This is a genomic window from Pseudomonas sp. PAMC 25886, from assembly GCF_000242655.1.
Taxonomy (GTDB): Bacteria; Pseudomonadota; Gammaproteobacteria; order Pseudomonadales; family Pseudomonadaceae; genus Aquipseudomonas.
In genome coordinates this window covers 1-16,323 of sequence record NZ_AHHC01000066.1, presented here as the reverse complement: position 1 = coordinate 16,323, position 16,323 = coordinate 1, and the positions used below count along the sequence as shown (strand labels likewise).

Below are 16,323 nucleotides of genomic sequence, written 5' to 3'. Positions count from 1 at the left end.
AAAGCACCTGAAGGACCGTGCCATAGGAGCCGCTACCGCCAGAGCGTACTGCTGATAGTTAGACGTCTGGGGAAAGTTGAGATGGCAACGTGCATGCAAAGGCAATTCTTCGCTTACTCGTTAAAGGTCAAGACCAGCTCCACGCCCCCGCAGCCACTCCTTCCGGTCGCGATAATCGGGTAGCACCTTGTCGACCTCATTCCAGAACGCATCAGAATGATCACGATGATGCAAGTGACACAACTCATGAACGACTATGTAGTCAATGATGGTCAGCGGAGCCATCAGGCACTTCCAGTGAAAATGCAAATCTCCGTTTTTCAGACAGGATGCCCAGCGGTAACCGATATCTTTGACGCGAACATTGCCCGGCGTCACCCCCACCTTGCTGGCGAAGAAAGCGACCCGCTTGCTCAGCCGGGCAAGACCTTTTTCCTTATAGAAGGATTCAAAGATCTGCTGCGCAAGTTCGTGCCCCCCCGTTTCTACAACGGACCGTAAAAGGCAGAACCGTCCATCCTTGAGTTTCAGAGACTCATCCTGCTCTTGTACCAGCTGCAAGCGATAGCTGCTGCCCAGATACAGAAAAGACTCCCCACCGACCCACTCACGTGTCACGCGAGTGGCGTTGAGGTCACGCCAATCGGCAAGGTTGCGATAGATCCACATACGTTTGCTGAGTACGGTTTCATCCACTTGCTCAGGGGTCATACGCCTGGGCGGGCGCACTGTGATCAAACCATCTCGCTCAATTACGATATCTGTAGTCTGGCGGTCTGAGCCTGGCAGTAACTGATACTCGATGTCTCGAACCTGACGAAGTTGCATTTATGCGTCTCCACGGCGCAGGGCTCGGATTAGTTCATCATGACGGTTCTTGGCCAACTTCATGACCTCGATTGCCACGCGCTCACGATTCTGCTTGAGTTCCTCAATGCCCGCTTTGGTGATTTCAGCCTTGAGCAGTCCTCGAACACGTTTTTGTTTGTCCGGATTTTGCCAGAAATCAATGCTGGCAATGGTTTCCTGCAAAATCTCCACCGTAACGCCCATCAATGCTTTGAACTTGGGTTTATCCCCGCCTTCAACTGTGCCGTTTGGAAAGCCAACCTGGACGATATGCTCGAAGAAGGTCGTCACCTCCTTACTCATCCCCTCTTCGCCCTGCTGACGGCCGGCGATAGCTTGGTTTCTAAGTTCGGCCAATTTTTCCGCTAACAAATCCCACTCGTCGTGGTGCTTCTCAATGAGGGCATCTACCTTTTCCGATAGGCTCTTGAAGAAGGATGGATCCTCATCATGATGGACAGTGCAATGCTTGCGGATGGCATGCTCCATCTCACTGGCCTTGGCCTCACTGTTTTTACCAGCATGAGCATTGAGTTTCTCCAGGAAGTCCTCGGCTAATAGCTCCACCGGTTCAATCTTGGGGTTAATACCCAGGCTAATTAAGTGCTCGTTGATTAACGCCTTCACTTTTTCACCTGCGCTGCCCAAATCGAGGCTGGAATCTTTGTAGCGCTCCTTGGTGACTTGCAGGATATAACCAAAACGCTTGGCGGGGACGCGGTAGAGCTGTGCAGACGAGTGAGGCAAAATGATGTCCAAGCTCATCAAAAATTTCTTGAGGTAAACCTCGAAATCCGCCCGTTGTTTTTCATCCTTCAGGGCCTTGACGGCCTCATGCACCACCCTTGCATCCGCATCCAATGTGAGTAAAGCCCCCGTGACGAACGCCTTGATGTTATTCACACCCAAGGTTGTGAAATGTTGCAGTAAACGCTGATAACGCTCCTCCAACACCGGCAACTCGGAGGTAATGTTTTGCATACCGTCCTGCAGCTCTTGTAGCTCATCACTGGCCGCGTACAGCGTCAGCGCATCGGTCAGATGGTTGGCCAAACCGATGTAATCGACGATATAGCCGCGCTGCTTGCCCCTCTTGACCCGGTTAGTACGGGCAATAGCTTGAAGCAGGGTGTGCTCGCGCAGTTTCTTGTCGATGTACATCACCTGCTCGATGGGCGCATCGAAGCCCGTCAGCAGCATGTCGCAGACGATCAGAAACGCGATGCCTGTGTGCTCTTTGTCCGGATCGTCAAAATCGAAACTACGGCAAAAATTATCAACCGCGTTCATCCGCACGGCCTGTTTGCGTGCATCAGTGATGAACGCCGCCTCGTTAGTGCCGTCTGACGACACCACGACGGCTGTTTTCAAAAAACTCAGCCGTCGGATCAATTCTGTGTCAGGCAGTGCCCGGGCCTGTTCTTGTTTGATACGGTCGGACAACGCCGCTTTGATACCTGCTTGATAGCGCACACAGGCCAGCTTGGAATGACACACCACCTGTGCCTTAAAACCGTTGGGCAAGATGTTGTCGACGTAATGCTTAACTAGGTCGCGGGCAATCGCGTTGATGCGGTTCTCGGCCTCCAGGATGTCGCCGGTAGCGCCATACTTCTTTTTGATCGCCAGCAGCTCTTCTTCGCTGCGGTCGCGGAACAGGTCTTCAAAGGCCTCATCAAACGCATGTTTTTCATTCAGCGCACTATCGGCCGTTTTACCTTCGTACAAAATCTGCAGGGTGGCACCATCCTTGACCGCATCCATCAGCCGGTAAGTGTCGATGTACTCACCAAAGCGTTTGCGGGTTTTGCGCTCACCGTGGCGCTCGGTCAGCAACGGAGTGCCGGTGAAGGCCAAGCGAGTGGCATTGGGAAAAGCCTCAAACAGGTTTTCACTCAGGTCCGAGCTTTGAGTACGGTGCGCCTCGTCGATCATCAGGATGATCCGCTCTGACGGATTCACCACACCAAAGGTCTTGCCTGACGGTATGGCCAGGTAGGTGCCCAGCGCCTCAGCCACGGTATTACTCAAGGTCTGTTTGTGTTCCTGAAACTTGTGCACCATGACCATATTGATGTCGGAGCTGCCGGTCGCCAGATGTTGGCGTAACGCTTGACGGTTCTCGATCACATTAACCCGGCCACCAATCAACGTAGCGGTTTTTCCAAGCTGCTCTTCTAGATCTTGCCGATCATTGACCAGCACGATCTTGTAGTCCGCGAGATCGCGGCTGGCTCGCAGCATCCGCGCCAGAAACACCATCGTCAGTGATTTCCCCGAGCCTTGGGTGTGCCATATCACACCACTGCGCGCCATGGCCGTAGTGCCGTTACGCAAGCGCTCCATTACTTTGTTCGCCGCGCGAAATTGTTGGTAGCGGCATACCACCTTCACCCGAGGGCCGCCATCTGTATCCATCACAACTGAGCTAGTGCGCAGAATCTGCAGCAGGTTGGCTCGACTCAACATCCCAGCGATCAGTTGCTGCTGCGGGTTTAATCCTTCGAGGGCCGCATCGTCCTGCGGATAGAGCGTCTTCCAGGTATAGAAATGCTCCGCCTCTGAGGTAATGGTGCCGTAGTCTGCTTGCAAACCACTGCTGCGAATCAGTAGCAGGTTGCTATGGAATAGGGCCGGTTCACCCTCCTTTAGCCCAGCGCTTTGGGATTCCGGACGTTTGCGCATATAACGCTGAAGCTGCACGAAGGCTTCCTGCATCGGATTGGCGCAGGTTTGAGAGGCTTTTTTGCACTCCACAACTCCGAGGGGGATGCCATTCACGAACAGAACAATGTCCGGAACGATGAAGTCCTTTACGCACCCGGGAGTATCAATACGGAACTGATTGATAGCATGGAACTGATTATTCTCAGGCGTTTTGAAATCGATCAGTCGCACCACAGGATCAGCTTCGCCGGTCAGCTCATTGACATCTACCTGCGCTTTAAACAGTAAGGCCTGGATCGTTTCATTCGCCTCCAGCAGGCTGCGGTTGGGATGGCGCAGCAATTGGCTGCGTAAATCTTCCAGCTGGCGATCAGTCAGCCAGAGCTGGCCTTCATCCGTGCGGTTGTTCTCCCGGACAGCGTTATTGAATACTTCGGGCAGCAACCATTGGCGAAAGTTAGTACGCAAGCTTCCGTGTGCGCTCTGCGGAATACCCGTTCCTTGGTCTATCACTGTCCAACCCTGTTCGGCCAACTGCTGCAAAAAGGGTTGTTCGACTTCGCTGTACTCACTCATCGTGTGCTTCTTTGGCTATTGGCCTGCAACCAGTGCTGGCCTGTGGCGGTGAGGCGGTAGCGTTGCAACCGACTGTTGGGTTGCTCGGGCAATGTCATTTCTAGGCATCCGGTCGCAATGGCAGGCAGACTCAACAGCTCCTGCTCGGTCTCATCCTTGGCTTCCACCGTACTGCTATAGTGACGAATATAGTAGCGCCAGCTTTTCTGCTTGGCCGTCACTGACACCGTCGCCTTATAAGGCCGGTTTTGCCCGCCCGGCGCCCATAGCACGATCAGCTTGCGGCCTTCGACCAGTTCCACACTTAGCACTGGGAAGTAGGCCGGCTGAATCAACTGACAGGCCGCCTGTAGCTCCTGCTGAATTTTATCCAACTGATTGTCGGCCAGGCCCACTGGGGGAATCAGCGGCTGGCCGTTGGCATCGCAATCCTGCCCGATCACCACATAACCGCCGCCCAGGTTTTCAAAGTCATTGGCAAAGGCACAAAGCGTACGAAGAATGGCGTCCGGATTCCAGCCCGCCTTGTATTCGATACGCTCGCCCTCCACCGTGCGCTGGCGTAGCAGGTCGTTGAGGTTGATGGGCAGTTTGTCAGGCATCGGCGGTCTCTGGGGTATCGATTTTTACTGGGACTTTGCCGGTTAGGAGATCGTGCATTAGGCCGAACTTTTGTTGCCGAGTTTTTTCGAGACTATTCCGTATCGTTTGAATCTCCAAATTGATCGCTTTGATACGAGCGGACATAGCCAGTTGCTCTGCGTAAGGCGGCAAAACAATTGTTAGGGCACGAACATCGGCGACATTCAGGTGGGGATTGGTAGTACCTGCGGTCAACTCGTAAATTCGCGTGCTCAATTTTCCGCCATAAATTTGCTCTACAAGATATTCTCCGTTGAGCACCATCGGGGACGGTTTGATTAGCATAACCCGTTGCCCCAGGCATATCCGCATGCCCTTTGGAATTACGAATGCCTCCCCAACAGGTGCCTCGCGCGTAAGAATGACGTCTCCAGGAATAGGGGTCGCTCGTGAAACGCGCGCGATGTACTCACTCTCTGAAACTCTTGAAGCTGTCGCCTCAAGAAAAACGCCGTCTTTGATGTGCATGGTCCTCGCAACGAGGACTCCATCTTGGGTGAATTGCGGTGTTGAATGGGGGCAGTCAATGATTGCTTGACAAGCACTTTCTAAAGAGCAGAGCTGCCACTGACTTGGAATCCACCCAACCGCCGTTTCCTGATACAACTCCGGCGCTTCATTACGAGACGGACGCAGTTGGCCGTTTGGCAAAACACCACGGTCGAACAAATCACGCATCAAACCAATCTTGATCTGCTGGTATTTGGCGATCAGGGCCTCGGTTTTTTCGATGGCTGTATCGGTAGCTGAGAGGATCGTGGCAATTTTTTTCTGCTGAGGTACAGTCGGCAAGGGGATTTTGACTTTGGCAAGTTCGCCAAGGTATAGCCCTGCTTGTGCTGTCACATTACAGCGGCGCTCCAGTTGACGCATGAAGCTCTCAGAACAGCTTGCTTGAAACAAAAACTCAGGTAGAACACGACTACCGCAGCGGACAAACGCTACGCTTCGCTGAAACGCTACCCTGCAACCGTCAAATAGTGCCGCTCGTCCGATGCTACCAACGACGGTTAACAGTAAGTCTCCCTGCTTGGGAATGAATGTTGCTGTTATCGCTGAATAGTCAAATTCACTGACGAAATCATCGCTTTTATCCCAACTTAAACGCCCATTGCGACCAATATTTTTTGCGCTCAAAAAAGGGATACCGGACTCCACTCGCTGATGAGTACCGTGTGTTCCGTCCTTAATATGGGTCGAAATGTCTCCAAGAGCGACTGAGCTCCACTCACTCATATCCCAACTCCACCAAGAATGTATGCAGCGCCTGCGCTGCTAGATCCCGCTCGGCCTCAATCTGCTTGGCCGTCACCGCATACTTGCCCCATAGGTTCTCAATCACGGCAATGCAGGTCCGCTGATCAGCTCGCAAATATTGGCGGTAACTATCAAACAGCACCTTGCCCAGCCGCTCGACAATCACCACACGGGCCTCGTCGCTGCTGATCTTCTCTCGGGCTTTTTCAACCAACTCATCGCGGCTTCGCTCGGTCGCCTTGATCAAGGCCCTTAGGCCTTTTGCTTCGTCTTCCAGCGCTTTATGGCGAGCCAGTAACTTCCCAATGCGCTCAGCCTCGTTCTGGTGACTTTGCCAGTTGCCAAAGCTGGTATCGCGCTTGGCCAGCTTTATCAACCCTCGAGCTTCTTTCAGGCTGGCTTTGAGGGTTTTCACCTCATCGGCTGGCAGCACACCACTGTCATCCGAGTCCTCGAAATCCTCTTCGCCCGCTGCGGCGAACAGCGCTTGCAGTTCTGCCAGACGGCTGTGTTGTTGTTCCAGTTCGGCCAACACTTCGGGGAACTGGCTTTGCAGAATATCCTCATTGGGAATCAGCTCCGGGCCCCAACCGCTAGCAGCGATAGATTTGAAATCGGCGGCCAGCAACTTGTAATAGTTGGCGAAGGCACCGCGCACTTGATAACGGTTCAGCAGGTGCTGACCAGCAAAAGTGCGCTCGATGCTGTCCAGCAAGGTGGCGCGCATCTGGTAGACATTGTTGGCGCGAGCTTGCTGGTTCGTGGTATCCGGCGCCAGCGCTTCGACGATGGGCAAGTACTGTTGCCACCAACTGTGCAGTTCGGCCATAAATTGGGCCTGCCGCTGAGTGACTCCAGGGTGTGCGTTAACGTACTCGGCAATGGCGCGTTTATCTTGCAGCTCAGTCGAGAAGTCGGCATAAGCCACGCCGGTGGCCGGCAAGGCGCGGGGTACAAAACAACTGTCACGCAGACCGGCATAGTTTTGCCAGAAGTGCTCGAGCGTATTGATCTCGCTGACCGGCACACCGCCGTGCAGATGGGCCCGCACATCGTGGGGCTCGGGCGGCGGAGCATTATCAACATAGCGTCGAATATTGCAGTTGAAGTCTTCCGCACGAATGTCGGCCACCGGAATCCTCTGGGCATAGCCAGGAATATCTTGCCCGGCCCGATAAGCGTGCACGATCTTATCGATGTCTTCGGGCCGTAGATGGTTCTGGGCCTTGCCTTCGCGGTACTCACGGTCGGCGTTGATAAACAGCACATGGTCACGGTCAGCCGCCCCGGCCTTATTCAGCACCAGAATGCAGGCAGGAATTCCAGTGCCATAGAACAGGTTACTCGGCAGGCCAACTACTGCTTCGAGATAACCTTTTTCAATAAAGTATTTGCGCGCCTCACGCTCTTCACCACCGCGGAACAGCACGCCATGGGGCATTACCGTCGCCATCCGACCATCGCTTTTGAGCACGGCTAGCATGTGCTGCACGAACATCAGATCGGCTTTCTTACCCTTTTCGGGCATCCACACCGGGAAGCGGCCGGGGAATTTAATGTCCTTCTTGATGTAGTTCTGGCTGAACGGAGGGTTGGCCAACACACGGTCGAAACGCTTGAGATGGTCACTTTCACGCTCATCTCGGTGTTGCGGCTCGCGCAGGGTATCTTGCTGGCGAATCACTGCGTGAGAGATGCCGTGCAGTAACATGTTCATTTTGCATATGGACCAGGTGGTGCCCATCTTTTCCTGACCATACAAAGCCAGCTCGGAGGCATCGGCGCCGCACTCGCGCAGGTAATCACGCGCCTGGATCAGCATGCCGCCCGACCCCACGGTGGGGTCATACACACTCATGCTTTCCTGAGGGTCGCAGATTTCGACGCAGATACGTACCACTTCGGCCGGGGTATAGAACTCACCGGCCTTCTTGCCTGCAGAGTCGGCAAAGTGCTTGATCAGCCATTCATAAGCAGTGCCCAGTAGATCTGGGAATTCGAAGTCTTCGTCGCGCAGCGGAATTTTTTCAAAGTTTTGAATAAAGTTGACCAGTGTGTCGTCATCCAGCGTGTTCTGGCCGATTTTTTTGTTGAAGTTGATGTGTTTAAGCACATCCTGCAAAGCCTCGGGGTTGGCCTCTTCCAATGCTTCAAGAGCTTTATTGAGGGCCGTGCCAACGTTTTCTTTGACGTGTTTGAGAGCCGGGTGCAGATTCCAGGTGCTATCGACCCAGCCCTGATTCCATCGAGCCCGCTCCGGTACGAAGAAATATTTGCCGGAATACTGATCAGGGTCCTCAAGGTGGGCCTTGATGTCATTCTCGCTCAGACCATTGGCCTTGCCTTCTGCGGCAATCTCTTCGCGCCGCTGATCGAACAAATCGCTGGCACGCTTGAGGAACAGCATGCCGAAAATGTATTCCTTGTACTCGCTGGCATCCATGTTGCCACGTAGGTCATCACAGGCTGTCAGCAACAGATTTTCAAGCCGTGCGAGTGTTAATTTGGCGCTTGCCATAGGTATTCTGGTTCCTGTCACAACGTCGAACGGAGTGCTAATTGGGTGCAGCGAAGCACCTGAAAGATGTCCGTGCAAAAAATGCCATAGGATACCCCACTACGTTCGTCGAGACTGCTCAGCTGGTCTGCCGAGATTTCACCTACTCCTGCAAGCTGCTCAGGTGACTCCCCCAATAAATACCTCTGCCAAAGGAAGGCAAAATGCCCGTTCCCACTTACGACCAGTTCATCGAACCAGTGCTGCGTTTTTTAGCGACCAAGCCAGAAGGCGCGCCTACGCGGGATGCCCAGGAAGCTGCGGCGAAAACGCTGCACCTGACCGAAGAGCAACGGCAGGAACTGATCGCCAGCGGTCAGGCGACCTACAAAAACCGCGCAGGTTGGGCGCATGACCGACTCAAACGTGCAGGTCTGTCTAGCAGCGCGAAGCGCGGTTATTGGAAGCTGACTGACGCTGGAATCAGCTATGCAAAAGAGAACGCTGCGCCACTCCCTCACAATGAAGTGGAGCATTTGGCTATAGGCTATATGGATGTGAAGCTGAAAGTCGCAACCGATGCCGCCCCACTGGATGATCAGGCTCAAATTGAGCCTGACGTCACTTCAGCCACCGCTAGCCCCGATGACCGTCTTGAGCAGGCGTTGCAAGAATTGCGCGAAGCTACCGCCGCCGATTTGCTTGATAACCTGTTGCAGGTGACTCCCAATCGCTTTGAAGTGATTGTGCTGGATGTACTGCACCGCCTGGGTTACGGCGCCAGTCGCAATGATCTACAGCGTGTCGGAGGCTCAGGCGACGCTGGTATCGACGGCATTATCTCTCTCGATAAACTGGGGCTTGAGAAGGTCTACGTTCAGGCCAAGCGCTGGCAAAACACGGTCGGCCGTCCTGAGCTGCAAGCGTTCTATGGAGCCCTCGCAGCGCAGAAAGCGAAGCGCGGCGTATTCATCACCACTTCCGGCTTCACCGCCCACGCTATTGATTTTGCCAAGTCTGTTGACGGAATCGTTCTGGTGGACGGTAATCGCCTGGTGAATCTGATGATGGATCATGAGGTCGGGGTTACCTCACGACTGCTGAGGCTTCCGGCATTGGACCGTGATTATTTCGACGATGAGTGAGCGAAGAGTCTGTGTCGAGTGCAATTTGGTCAGCAGGCCGCTGACCAAATCGGCCGCCACCACATCGCTGAACCAGCCAAGCTGACTGCATTTGGGTAATGAGAGAATCAAAGTACCTAGTGCCTGCCTAGGATCTGAGCTTCCCAACTGACATAAGAGAACATAAGACATACTTTCAAATGGCAGGTCCTACTTGATAGTTTTTTTCGCCGTCTACTCAATGCAAAAACAGGGACCAACGAAGAGCAAAAACCGCCAAAAAAGCTGGTCTTTTGCCGGAAAAAAATCAGGAAAACTCATATGAATCACTGCGATCGCGGATCAATGGAGCAACACGTTGGTACCCTGCAGCCTTGATGACCTATCGAAGCTCTACTACTCAGGGGCTCCGCCTGGAGCAACCCACGTTGCCCCCTTTCGTGCAGAGCAGTGCATCACGGACGACTGAACAGCTTGGTACCTAAGTGCGAAGCCGTACATGATGAGAAGCAAGAATGAGCATCGACCTCTTGCTCCCGTGCGGTTGTAATCGCTCACTTTACCGTCACTTAGTATCAAGATACTGTTAGTCATGGCATTTTGACACTCCCGCCTGCTAAGGCACTGCTTTAGCAGGCAGAGGCATTACGAACACGCCCTACTTCGACATGGACGAACGTTGTGAAAATTCTCGAGTATTTGGATTCAGCGAAAGAAAAACTAAGAGACTGCCAACTCGGCGCGGTGCGAAGTTTCGTGAAGTATGCCGAGGAAAATGAAGCGGACAAGGCCTTCTTAATAAATCTGCCCACCGGCGCGGGAAAAACGGGTGTCATTTCGCTTATATCCCATCTCTCGAGTGCAGCTAAAGTCCTTGTCATATGTCACCGCAAAGCAGTGAAAGATCAACTTTTCCGAGAGATTTCTAAAAAATTCTTTCGCATCACAATCAATGATTCGAATTTCAAACTTAAGAAAACTTTCAGGGATTCTGATTTCGGGCAAGGTGATGGTGTTTATATAACCAGCTTTCAGAAACTAACATTTATCGGAGATGAGGCTCTTGGGAAAATTCAGCAGGACTTCGATTTAATTATCGTTGATGAAGGCCATTCAGAGCCGTCACCCGTTTGGCGAGAAATAATCCGACAATCTTCCGCTATGAAGGTGGTGATTACCGCGACGCCTTATAGGAATGACCTGTTTGAATTAAACGTGAGTACAGACCACTTCTATGTATTTACGTTCAAAGACGCTGTAGCCGATGGAGTAATTTCGGAGCCTTTATATGAGCAGATTGCCGATGAAGCGAAAATGCTCGCGAAGATTACGGACTATTTGGAAGTCGACGACAGTCTAAAATGCATCGTTAAGTGCAAGAGTCTTGAGGAAATCGAGAGATATCACGACCTAATAGCTCCACTTTTTTGCACCGCAAGTGTCCATGAGCGTTTGGAAAATGAGGACGAGAAAAATAAGTTTAAGCGGGTTGGACGAGCGCTTAAAGTTGAGGGCCTCAGGGTAATCATCCACCAGCACAAGCTTGACGAAGGCATAGACATTCCCGAAGCCAAATTATTGGTCTTGACCTACGAGTTGGGTAGTGGGCGAGAGCTGGTACAGGCCGTCGGCCGGATCGTCCGGCGTTACGGGGAAGCGCGGCCCTTGGTATTGGATCTTAGCCGGGGGGCGAATGAGGGGATGTGGGATGGCTACCAAAAATTTGACGATTATCTCGCCAGTGGAGGAGCGTCAGAATTCGTAAAGTCTCTCAGTACGAGTTACCTAATCGAGTCCTTCCTCGATAGCTTCCCCAAGTACAGCTATTTCGATGGCAAATTCAAGGAGCGAGTGGATCTCAATGAGCTAGTTCCTGAGGACGACATCAAAATCCCTCACGCTTCGGTGTGCTTCGTGCAGAAGGAGGAAGAATTTTCCCTGTCCCTACTTATGGATCGCCTCTACTGGGAGCTTCATGGATCCGGGGCTTTGGTCAAGAGCTATGAGGAGGTCCTCGACCTAAAAGTCATGGTCTACGTGTCGTTTAATAGCTCAAAATTCTTTTCTAACAAGCTGTTTTTTGAGCCAAAACTTCATGTAATTGTCGTAAAGGAGATGGGGTCAGGTGTAGCAATATTCGATAGCGGCGGCGGGCGATACTACAACCAAGAGCAATATCGGCTTCGTAATGCCATCCATATCGACAAGCTTACTGCGTTAGCGGCCAGGACTGCGATTCATCAGGTCAAGGAGACTCACGCACGAGCTATTGGCCAAGCTGTACGACGTCCGGAGTCTGTGGCTTTAAAGGGACAAAACCTAGATGGAAGTCGTAGTAATCAGAGCAATTCCAGGTACGCCTTAACGATGGTGAAAGTCGACAATATTGGCCTGGACGGCAAGAAAGACAGCAGCTACTACATTGGCGCCAGATCAGGCCGAGTGGTCGATCAGAAGGAATCCAATTTCACGCTGTATGATCTTTCTCAATGGATCGACGTGGTCAGCGAATGCATCGAGGCAGGAGGCAATGCTGGACGGCTTATCAAGTCCTACGCGCAACCGATAGCCGAAAGGCCGGATACAAAGATTCTTTCCGTATTGCTGGATTTCAATGAACTCGATGGACCTACGCAGATTGGCCGGGGCGAGATCCATGCAGAGTTTCTTTACGTGGACTTCAATGATGGAATCAGCTTCCATGCGCATGGTGAGTTGGTGGCACTAGCTTTGACGTACTCGGACGACGTTTCATGTTTCGAAGTCCAGCTCGCTGGTGTTTCTGAAGGAAGGGCTGATCATGAATGGGTAGTGGAATATCTAAATTTTGGCCATCGATTGAAAGTTCTGTATGAGGATGGGGTCACGTATCTAGGAGGAAATTTTTACCGATTGGCACTTCCTTATGAGCGGGGAATCGAGGCAGAACAAAGTTTCGCGGGGGCGTCGCTGTTCCCACTTCCAGAGATGCGGAGCCAAAATCTTAAGGAGAAAGGTCACGTCCGGGATCACAAATATTTTCGAACCACCAAAGACAGCTTTGATACGGACTCGATTTTCCATCTCATCGACAGGCTAAAGGGATATGGGAATTCAGGCACGCCACACGGCGAGCTGGGGCCGTTCGCCAAGTTCATACCTGGTTGTGATCTCGTGCTTTGCTGCGATATGGGCGTTGAGCCGGGCGATTTCATTTTGTCATCCCCTGAGAGGCTATGTTTCGTTCATGTCAAGTGTGGCAACACCCTCAATCCAAAATCATCAGCAGGTGCTCTCGCCGAGGTCGGCAGTCAAGCGATCAAAAATATTCATATGCTTGTTTCTAATAACAAGAATATAAAACCGGGAAATTTCAAAACGTGGAATGGATGCTGGCCATCCAATGATGCAACTTATCCGCTCGGGACGCGCTATAGATTATTCGATGGTCAGATTAATCATCCGGTAGCACCTGACGGCTCTCTTTCTGAGCGAGTTTGGGATCTTATCTGCGAACGAAGAAAATCAATGAGATGTAAAAAAGAGATCTGGATCGTTGGCGGAAATTCATTTTCCAGTGACCATTTCATCAAAAGCATGGGAAATCCACTCAAGTCTTCGCCCGAGAGTATTCAAGCCTTTCAGCTTATCGAGGATTGGCTAAGCACTGCGGATGAATTAGATGTGGATTTGAGGATTTTTACTTCGCCCTGAGGAGGCTACATGACTAGCCTTTCAGCCGAATGAATGCCTTTGGCCGATCTTTGCCGATGTTGATTGGCAGCAATGGGTTGACTGCGGCCCTTTGTGACTAGCAGCCATCGGCAGCTATAGGCAGTTCACTGCCAATCATGGTTACGAAGCGTTCTGGTAAGATCGAATGCAAGCGGGTGGTCAAGTGGAGTGCCGTATTCCAATTGGTATTCCAACCAAAAATAAAAAAAGATATAAATGCTATAAATCAATATCTTACCGATCGGATTCAAATTACCCCGGCCCACCAAACACGAAGCACCACCAAAACCCGCCTAGTGCGGTTTTTGGTGTTTCTGTTCTCCTGGAAACACACCGCCGATTAGCCCTTCGGATTTTTCCCGCAAGACATCGCGCCCTTGGTGAACTGGTGCTCATCAATCGACACGACTAGCCTTGAAACGTCGCTGCAAAATCAGCGACCGGGTTTAGCAGCTCGGTTAATATCAAGGCATGCAATGCCATCATCCGTTCAAGCGAAGCATCTAGCGTCCGCTTGTTCACGTTATGGCGGCTGTGCGTGGGGCACTTTCGAGTGCGCTGGGTTCCTTGATTCCTGGTCTGCTAACCCGCGTACAGTCGCCACCCTTTTCGTTTAGCAGCGATGTCTGGCGACTCCACCAATCAAGGAGTTGCAGTCATGAAAAAGCACAGCCCCAACCCTCCACACCCGAGCCAATCCGGCACGGATATCTTCTGTATCGCCCAAAACATCGACCCCGAAACCCTGCTGGTACAAGCCTGCGAAACCCTCGCCTCACTGAACGCGCTCACGACCGACCTGGCTTTCGAGCTTGATGGCGCCTTTCGCCATAAACTTCTGGCCACCCAGCAATTAAGCTCCCTGGGTGAGTTGCTGGTGACGCGCGCACTGGACATTCTTGCGCCAACGGCAGATTCAGAAGCTGCGGAGAGGGCCGTTTCCTGACAGGGAACATAGCGATCCGCTTGAGTACCCCAACAGTAAGAAAAAGGTGAGGGTCTATTTTCTTTTAAGATAAACCCCACCTTTGTTGAAACATAAGGATGTGTGCCGCAGTGAACAAGAATTCCTACGCCTACCTGATACCTGTCGTGCTGGGCGTACAGCTTCTGTTGGCCCTGCTCTTTATATGGCAGTTCAGCATTTCGCCGGCCATCCACTTCAAGCCGATCGCTGGGAAAGCCTGTTTATTCGTATCGCTCGTCCTGACCCTGGCTGGGTCCGTGATTGTCTGGCGCGTAAGAAAACCTCAGATACTGCTCGAAAAAAAATGGACCCTGCTTAAGGCGTTTGCCGGGATGTTCGTCCTATGCACGCTGTTATCGGTGACGCTGTTTTCGTTGGCCATTTTATGTTCAGGCGGCACCCGCAGCAGCTATACGGCTCACTACGAATATTCGTCAGGCGGAAGTAAAAGCTGCAGCGGAATCAGGGTCTTCGATCCTGAACTGAATAAGACGATTAAAATCTGCCGCCCCACGTGGATCGGTCACCGCGATGAAGTGAGGGTGGTGAAAGTCAGCAATGACCTGGGGATCGTTGTAAAAGAGGCCGTAATCCTTTGAGCGAGAAAGCCCTCCAGACACTGATCAGCAGCGATCCTTTACGCTGGCACCTACTGGCCGTCGTCCGCTCCCTCGCCCTCCCCGACTGCTGGATCGGCGCCGGCTTCGTACGTAACGCCGTGTGGGATCACCTGCACGGTCGCCCCCTGTCACCACTGACCGGTGACGTCGACGTACTGTGGTTCGACGCCACCTGCACCGACCCCGCCGAAGACCGCCGCCTCGAAGCGCTGTTACGCGCAGCAGAACCCTCCATCGACTGGTCAGTCAAAAACCAGGCCCGCATGCACCGGCGCAACGGCGACGCGCCCTACTGCAACGCCAGCGACGCCATGCGCTTCTGGCCAGAGACGGCCACCGCCGTAGCCGTCAGAAGAACCGCAGAAGACCTGTGCGAAGTTTCAGCACCACTTGGCCTGGATGACCTGTTCAATCTCCAACTCAACCCCACACAGCGCTTCACCCAAGAAAAACACGCCATTTACCAACAACGCATCGCCTCCAAACGCTGGCTAACCCGCTGGCCGCTGCTGAAACAGCCCTGACCCTGCAAAAACCTCACATTCATTCACGAATTATTAAGAATCGCCCTCGTATACTCACCGATCGCCCGGACTGTTCCCCCGAACGGTCCCCTGCCCCGGTAGCCAGAATCCATGACGCGTTCCGCTCCTCTGCTGCTCCTGCTTGCTGCGCTGTTGTTTTTCTTTGCCCTTGGCAATCACGAGTTGCAAGGCTCGACCGAGGCCCGTGTGGCCGGGATTGCCATGGCCATGCATCTGGATAACGACTGGGTGGTGCCGCGATTGTTTCGTGAACCGTTCCTGGAGAAACCGCCGCTGAGTCTGTGGCTCGACGCCGGGGCGATTCGTCTGTTTGGCGGCACCACCTGGGCGGTGCGCCTGGCGTCGGCGTTTGCCGGGCTGTTCAGTGTGATGCTGCTGTACGGGATGCTGCGCAAGTTTGGCCGGCCCAAAACCCTGGCGTTTATCGCGGCGTTGATGCTGGCGACCATGGCCAGTTACTGGAGCAACGTGCGCGGCGTGGGTGAAGACTCGCTGCTCACCCTCGGGGTCACCACGGCCCTGCTGGCGTTCTACCAGGCCAACCGCCCCGAGTCGGAGCGCGACAGTTCCAACCTGGGCACCTGGTTGCTGTTCAGCCTGGGCATGGTGATCGCTACGTTGAGCAAAGGTGTGCTGGGCCTGGCCATGCCGGGCATCGTGATCTTTGTCTATCTGGCCAGCACCAGCCTGATGGACAAACGATTCAAGCTGGGCGACTGGATCAAACCCGGGTTGTTCACGCTGCTGGCGCTGGTGCCGCTGATGATCTGGCTGGGTTTCCTGTACCAGCGCGACGGGCTGCAAGCGGTACGTGAAGTGCTGCTGACCAACAGCGTCGGGCGTTTCAGCGGCTCGTTTGTCGAAG

Annotated in this window: 11 protein-coding genes; 6 read left to right on the top strand and 5 right to left on the bottom strand. The window is 53.0% G+C overall.

What is annotated here, in order from left to right:
- Positions 1–120 precede the first annotated feature (120 nt).
- Genes MUM_RS0122330 through MUM_RS0122310 form a run of 5 tightly spaced genes read right to left on the bottom strand, consistent with a single transcriptional unit; the run spans position 121 to position 8,509 of the window.
- Positions 121–828 carry a M48 family metallopeptidase gene (locus tag MUM_RS0122330; protein ID WP_010174268.1) on the bottom strand — a complete coding sequence of 236 codons (708 nt, stop codon included), beginning with the start codon at positions 826–828 and terminating at the stop codon, positions 121–123.
- Positions 829–4,092, bottom strand: a complete 3,264-nt coding sequence (locus MUM_RS0122325) for a type I restriction endonuclease subunit R (protein WP_010174266.1) — start codon at positions 4,090–4,092, stop codon at positions 829–831.
- Positions 4,089–4,694, bottom strand: coding sequence for an AlbA family DNA-binding domain-containing protein (locus MUM_RS01000000132650; RefSeq protein WP_010174264.1), 606 nt, complete (start codon positions 4,692–4,694; stop codon positions 4,089–4,091). Before MUM_RS01000000132650 ends, MUM_RS0122325 begins: the two co-directional genes overlap by 4 nt.
- Positions 4,687–5,970, bottom strand: a complete 1,284-nt coding sequence (locus tag MUM_RS0122315) for a restriction endonuclease subunit S (RefSeq protein WP_081480119.1) — start codon at positions 5,968–5,970, stop codon at positions 4,687–4,689. Before MUM_RS0122315 ends, MUM_RS01000000132650 begins: the two co-directional genes overlap by 8 nt.
- Entirely contained in the window at positions 5,963–8,509 is a 2,547-nt protein-coding gene (locus MUM_RS0122310; RefSeq protein WP_010174260.1) for a type I restriction-modification system subunit M, read from the bottom strand. Before MUM_RS0122310 ends, MUM_RS0122315 begins: the two co-directional genes overlap by 8 nt.
- A gap of 203 nt (positions 8,510–8,712) precedes the next feature.
- On the opposite strand from MUM_RS0122310, the gene MUM_RS0122305 reads away from it, so the two are divergent.
- The 6 genes from MUM_RS0122305 to MUM_RS0122280 all read left to right on the top strand — a co-directional run.
- Positions 8,713–9,633 carry a restriction endonuclease gene (locus MUM_RS0122305; protein WP_010174258.1) on the top strand — a complete coding sequence of 307 codons (921 nt, stop codon included), beginning with the start codon at positions 8,713–8,715 and terminating at the stop codon, positions 9,631–9,633.
- 660 nt (positions 9,634–10,293) lie between these two features.
- Positions 10,294–13,305 (top strand): DEAD/DEAH box helicase, encoded by a 3,012-nt coding sequence (locus MUM_RS0122300; RefSeq protein ID WP_010174256.1) that lies wholly within the window; start codon positions 10,294–10,296, stop codon positions 13,303–13,305.
- A gap of 679 nt (positions 13,306–13,984) precedes the next feature.
- A complete protein-coding gene (locus MUM_RS0122295) occupies positions 13,985–14,272 on the top strand; it encodes a DUF6124 family protein (RefSeq protein WP_010174254.1) in 288 nt (95 codons plus the stop codon).
- 110 nt (positions 14,273–14,382) lie between these two features.
- Positions 14,383–14,892 carry a hypothetical protein gene (locus MUM_RS0122290; protein WP_010174252.1) on the top strand — a complete coding sequence of 170 codons (510 nt, stop codon included), beginning with the start codon at positions 14,383–14,385 and terminating at the stop codon, positions 14,890–14,892.
- Complete coding sequence (locus MUM_RS0122285; protein ID WP_010174250.1) at positions 14,889–15,437, top strand: nucleotidyltransferase family protein; 549 nt, start codon at positions 14,889–14,891, stop codon at positions 15,435–15,437. The genes MUM_RS0122290 and MUM_RS0122285 overlap by 4 nt, the downstream gene beginning before the upstream one ends.
- Before the next feature lie 111 nt (positions 15,438–15,548).
- On the top strand, positions 15,549–16,323 hold a 775-nt coding region (locus tag MUM_RS0122280; RefSeq protein ID WP_010174248.1), incomplete at its 3' end, for an ArnT family glycosyltransferase.

What these genes read in the sequence shown, in the direction of transcription:
- MUM_RS0122315 (WP_081480119.1), bottom strand. Translation starts at nt 5,970, where the DNA reads ATGAGTGAGTGGAGCTCAGTCGCTCTTGGAGACATTTCGACCCATATT.
- MUM_RS0122330 (WP_010174268.1), bottom strand. Translation starts at nt 828, where the DNA reads ATGCAACTTCGTCAGGTTCGAGACATCGAGTATCAGTTACTGCCAGGC.
- MUM_RS0122295 (WP_010174254.1), top strand. Translation starts at nt 13,985, where the DNA reads ATGAAAAAGCACAGCCCCAACCCTCCACACCCGAGCCAATCCGGCACG.
- MUM_RS0122325 (WP_010174266.1), bottom strand. Translation starts at nt 4,092, where the DNA reads ATGAGTGAGTACAGCGAAGTCGAACAACCCTTTTTGCAGCAGTTGGCC.
- MUM_RS0122305 (WP_010174258.1), top strand. Translation starts at nt 8,713, where the DNA reads ATGCCCGTTCCCACTTACGACCAGTTCATCGAACCAGTGCTGCGTTTT.
- MUM_RS01000000132650 (WP_010174264.1), bottom strand. Translation starts at nt 4,694, where the DNA reads ATGCCTGACAAACTGCCCATCAACCTCAACGACCTGCTACGCCAGCGC.
- MUM_RS0122310 (WP_010174260.1), bottom strand. Translation starts at nt 8,509, where the DNA reads ATGGCAAGCGCCAAATTAACACTCGCACGGCTTGAAAATCTGTTGCTG.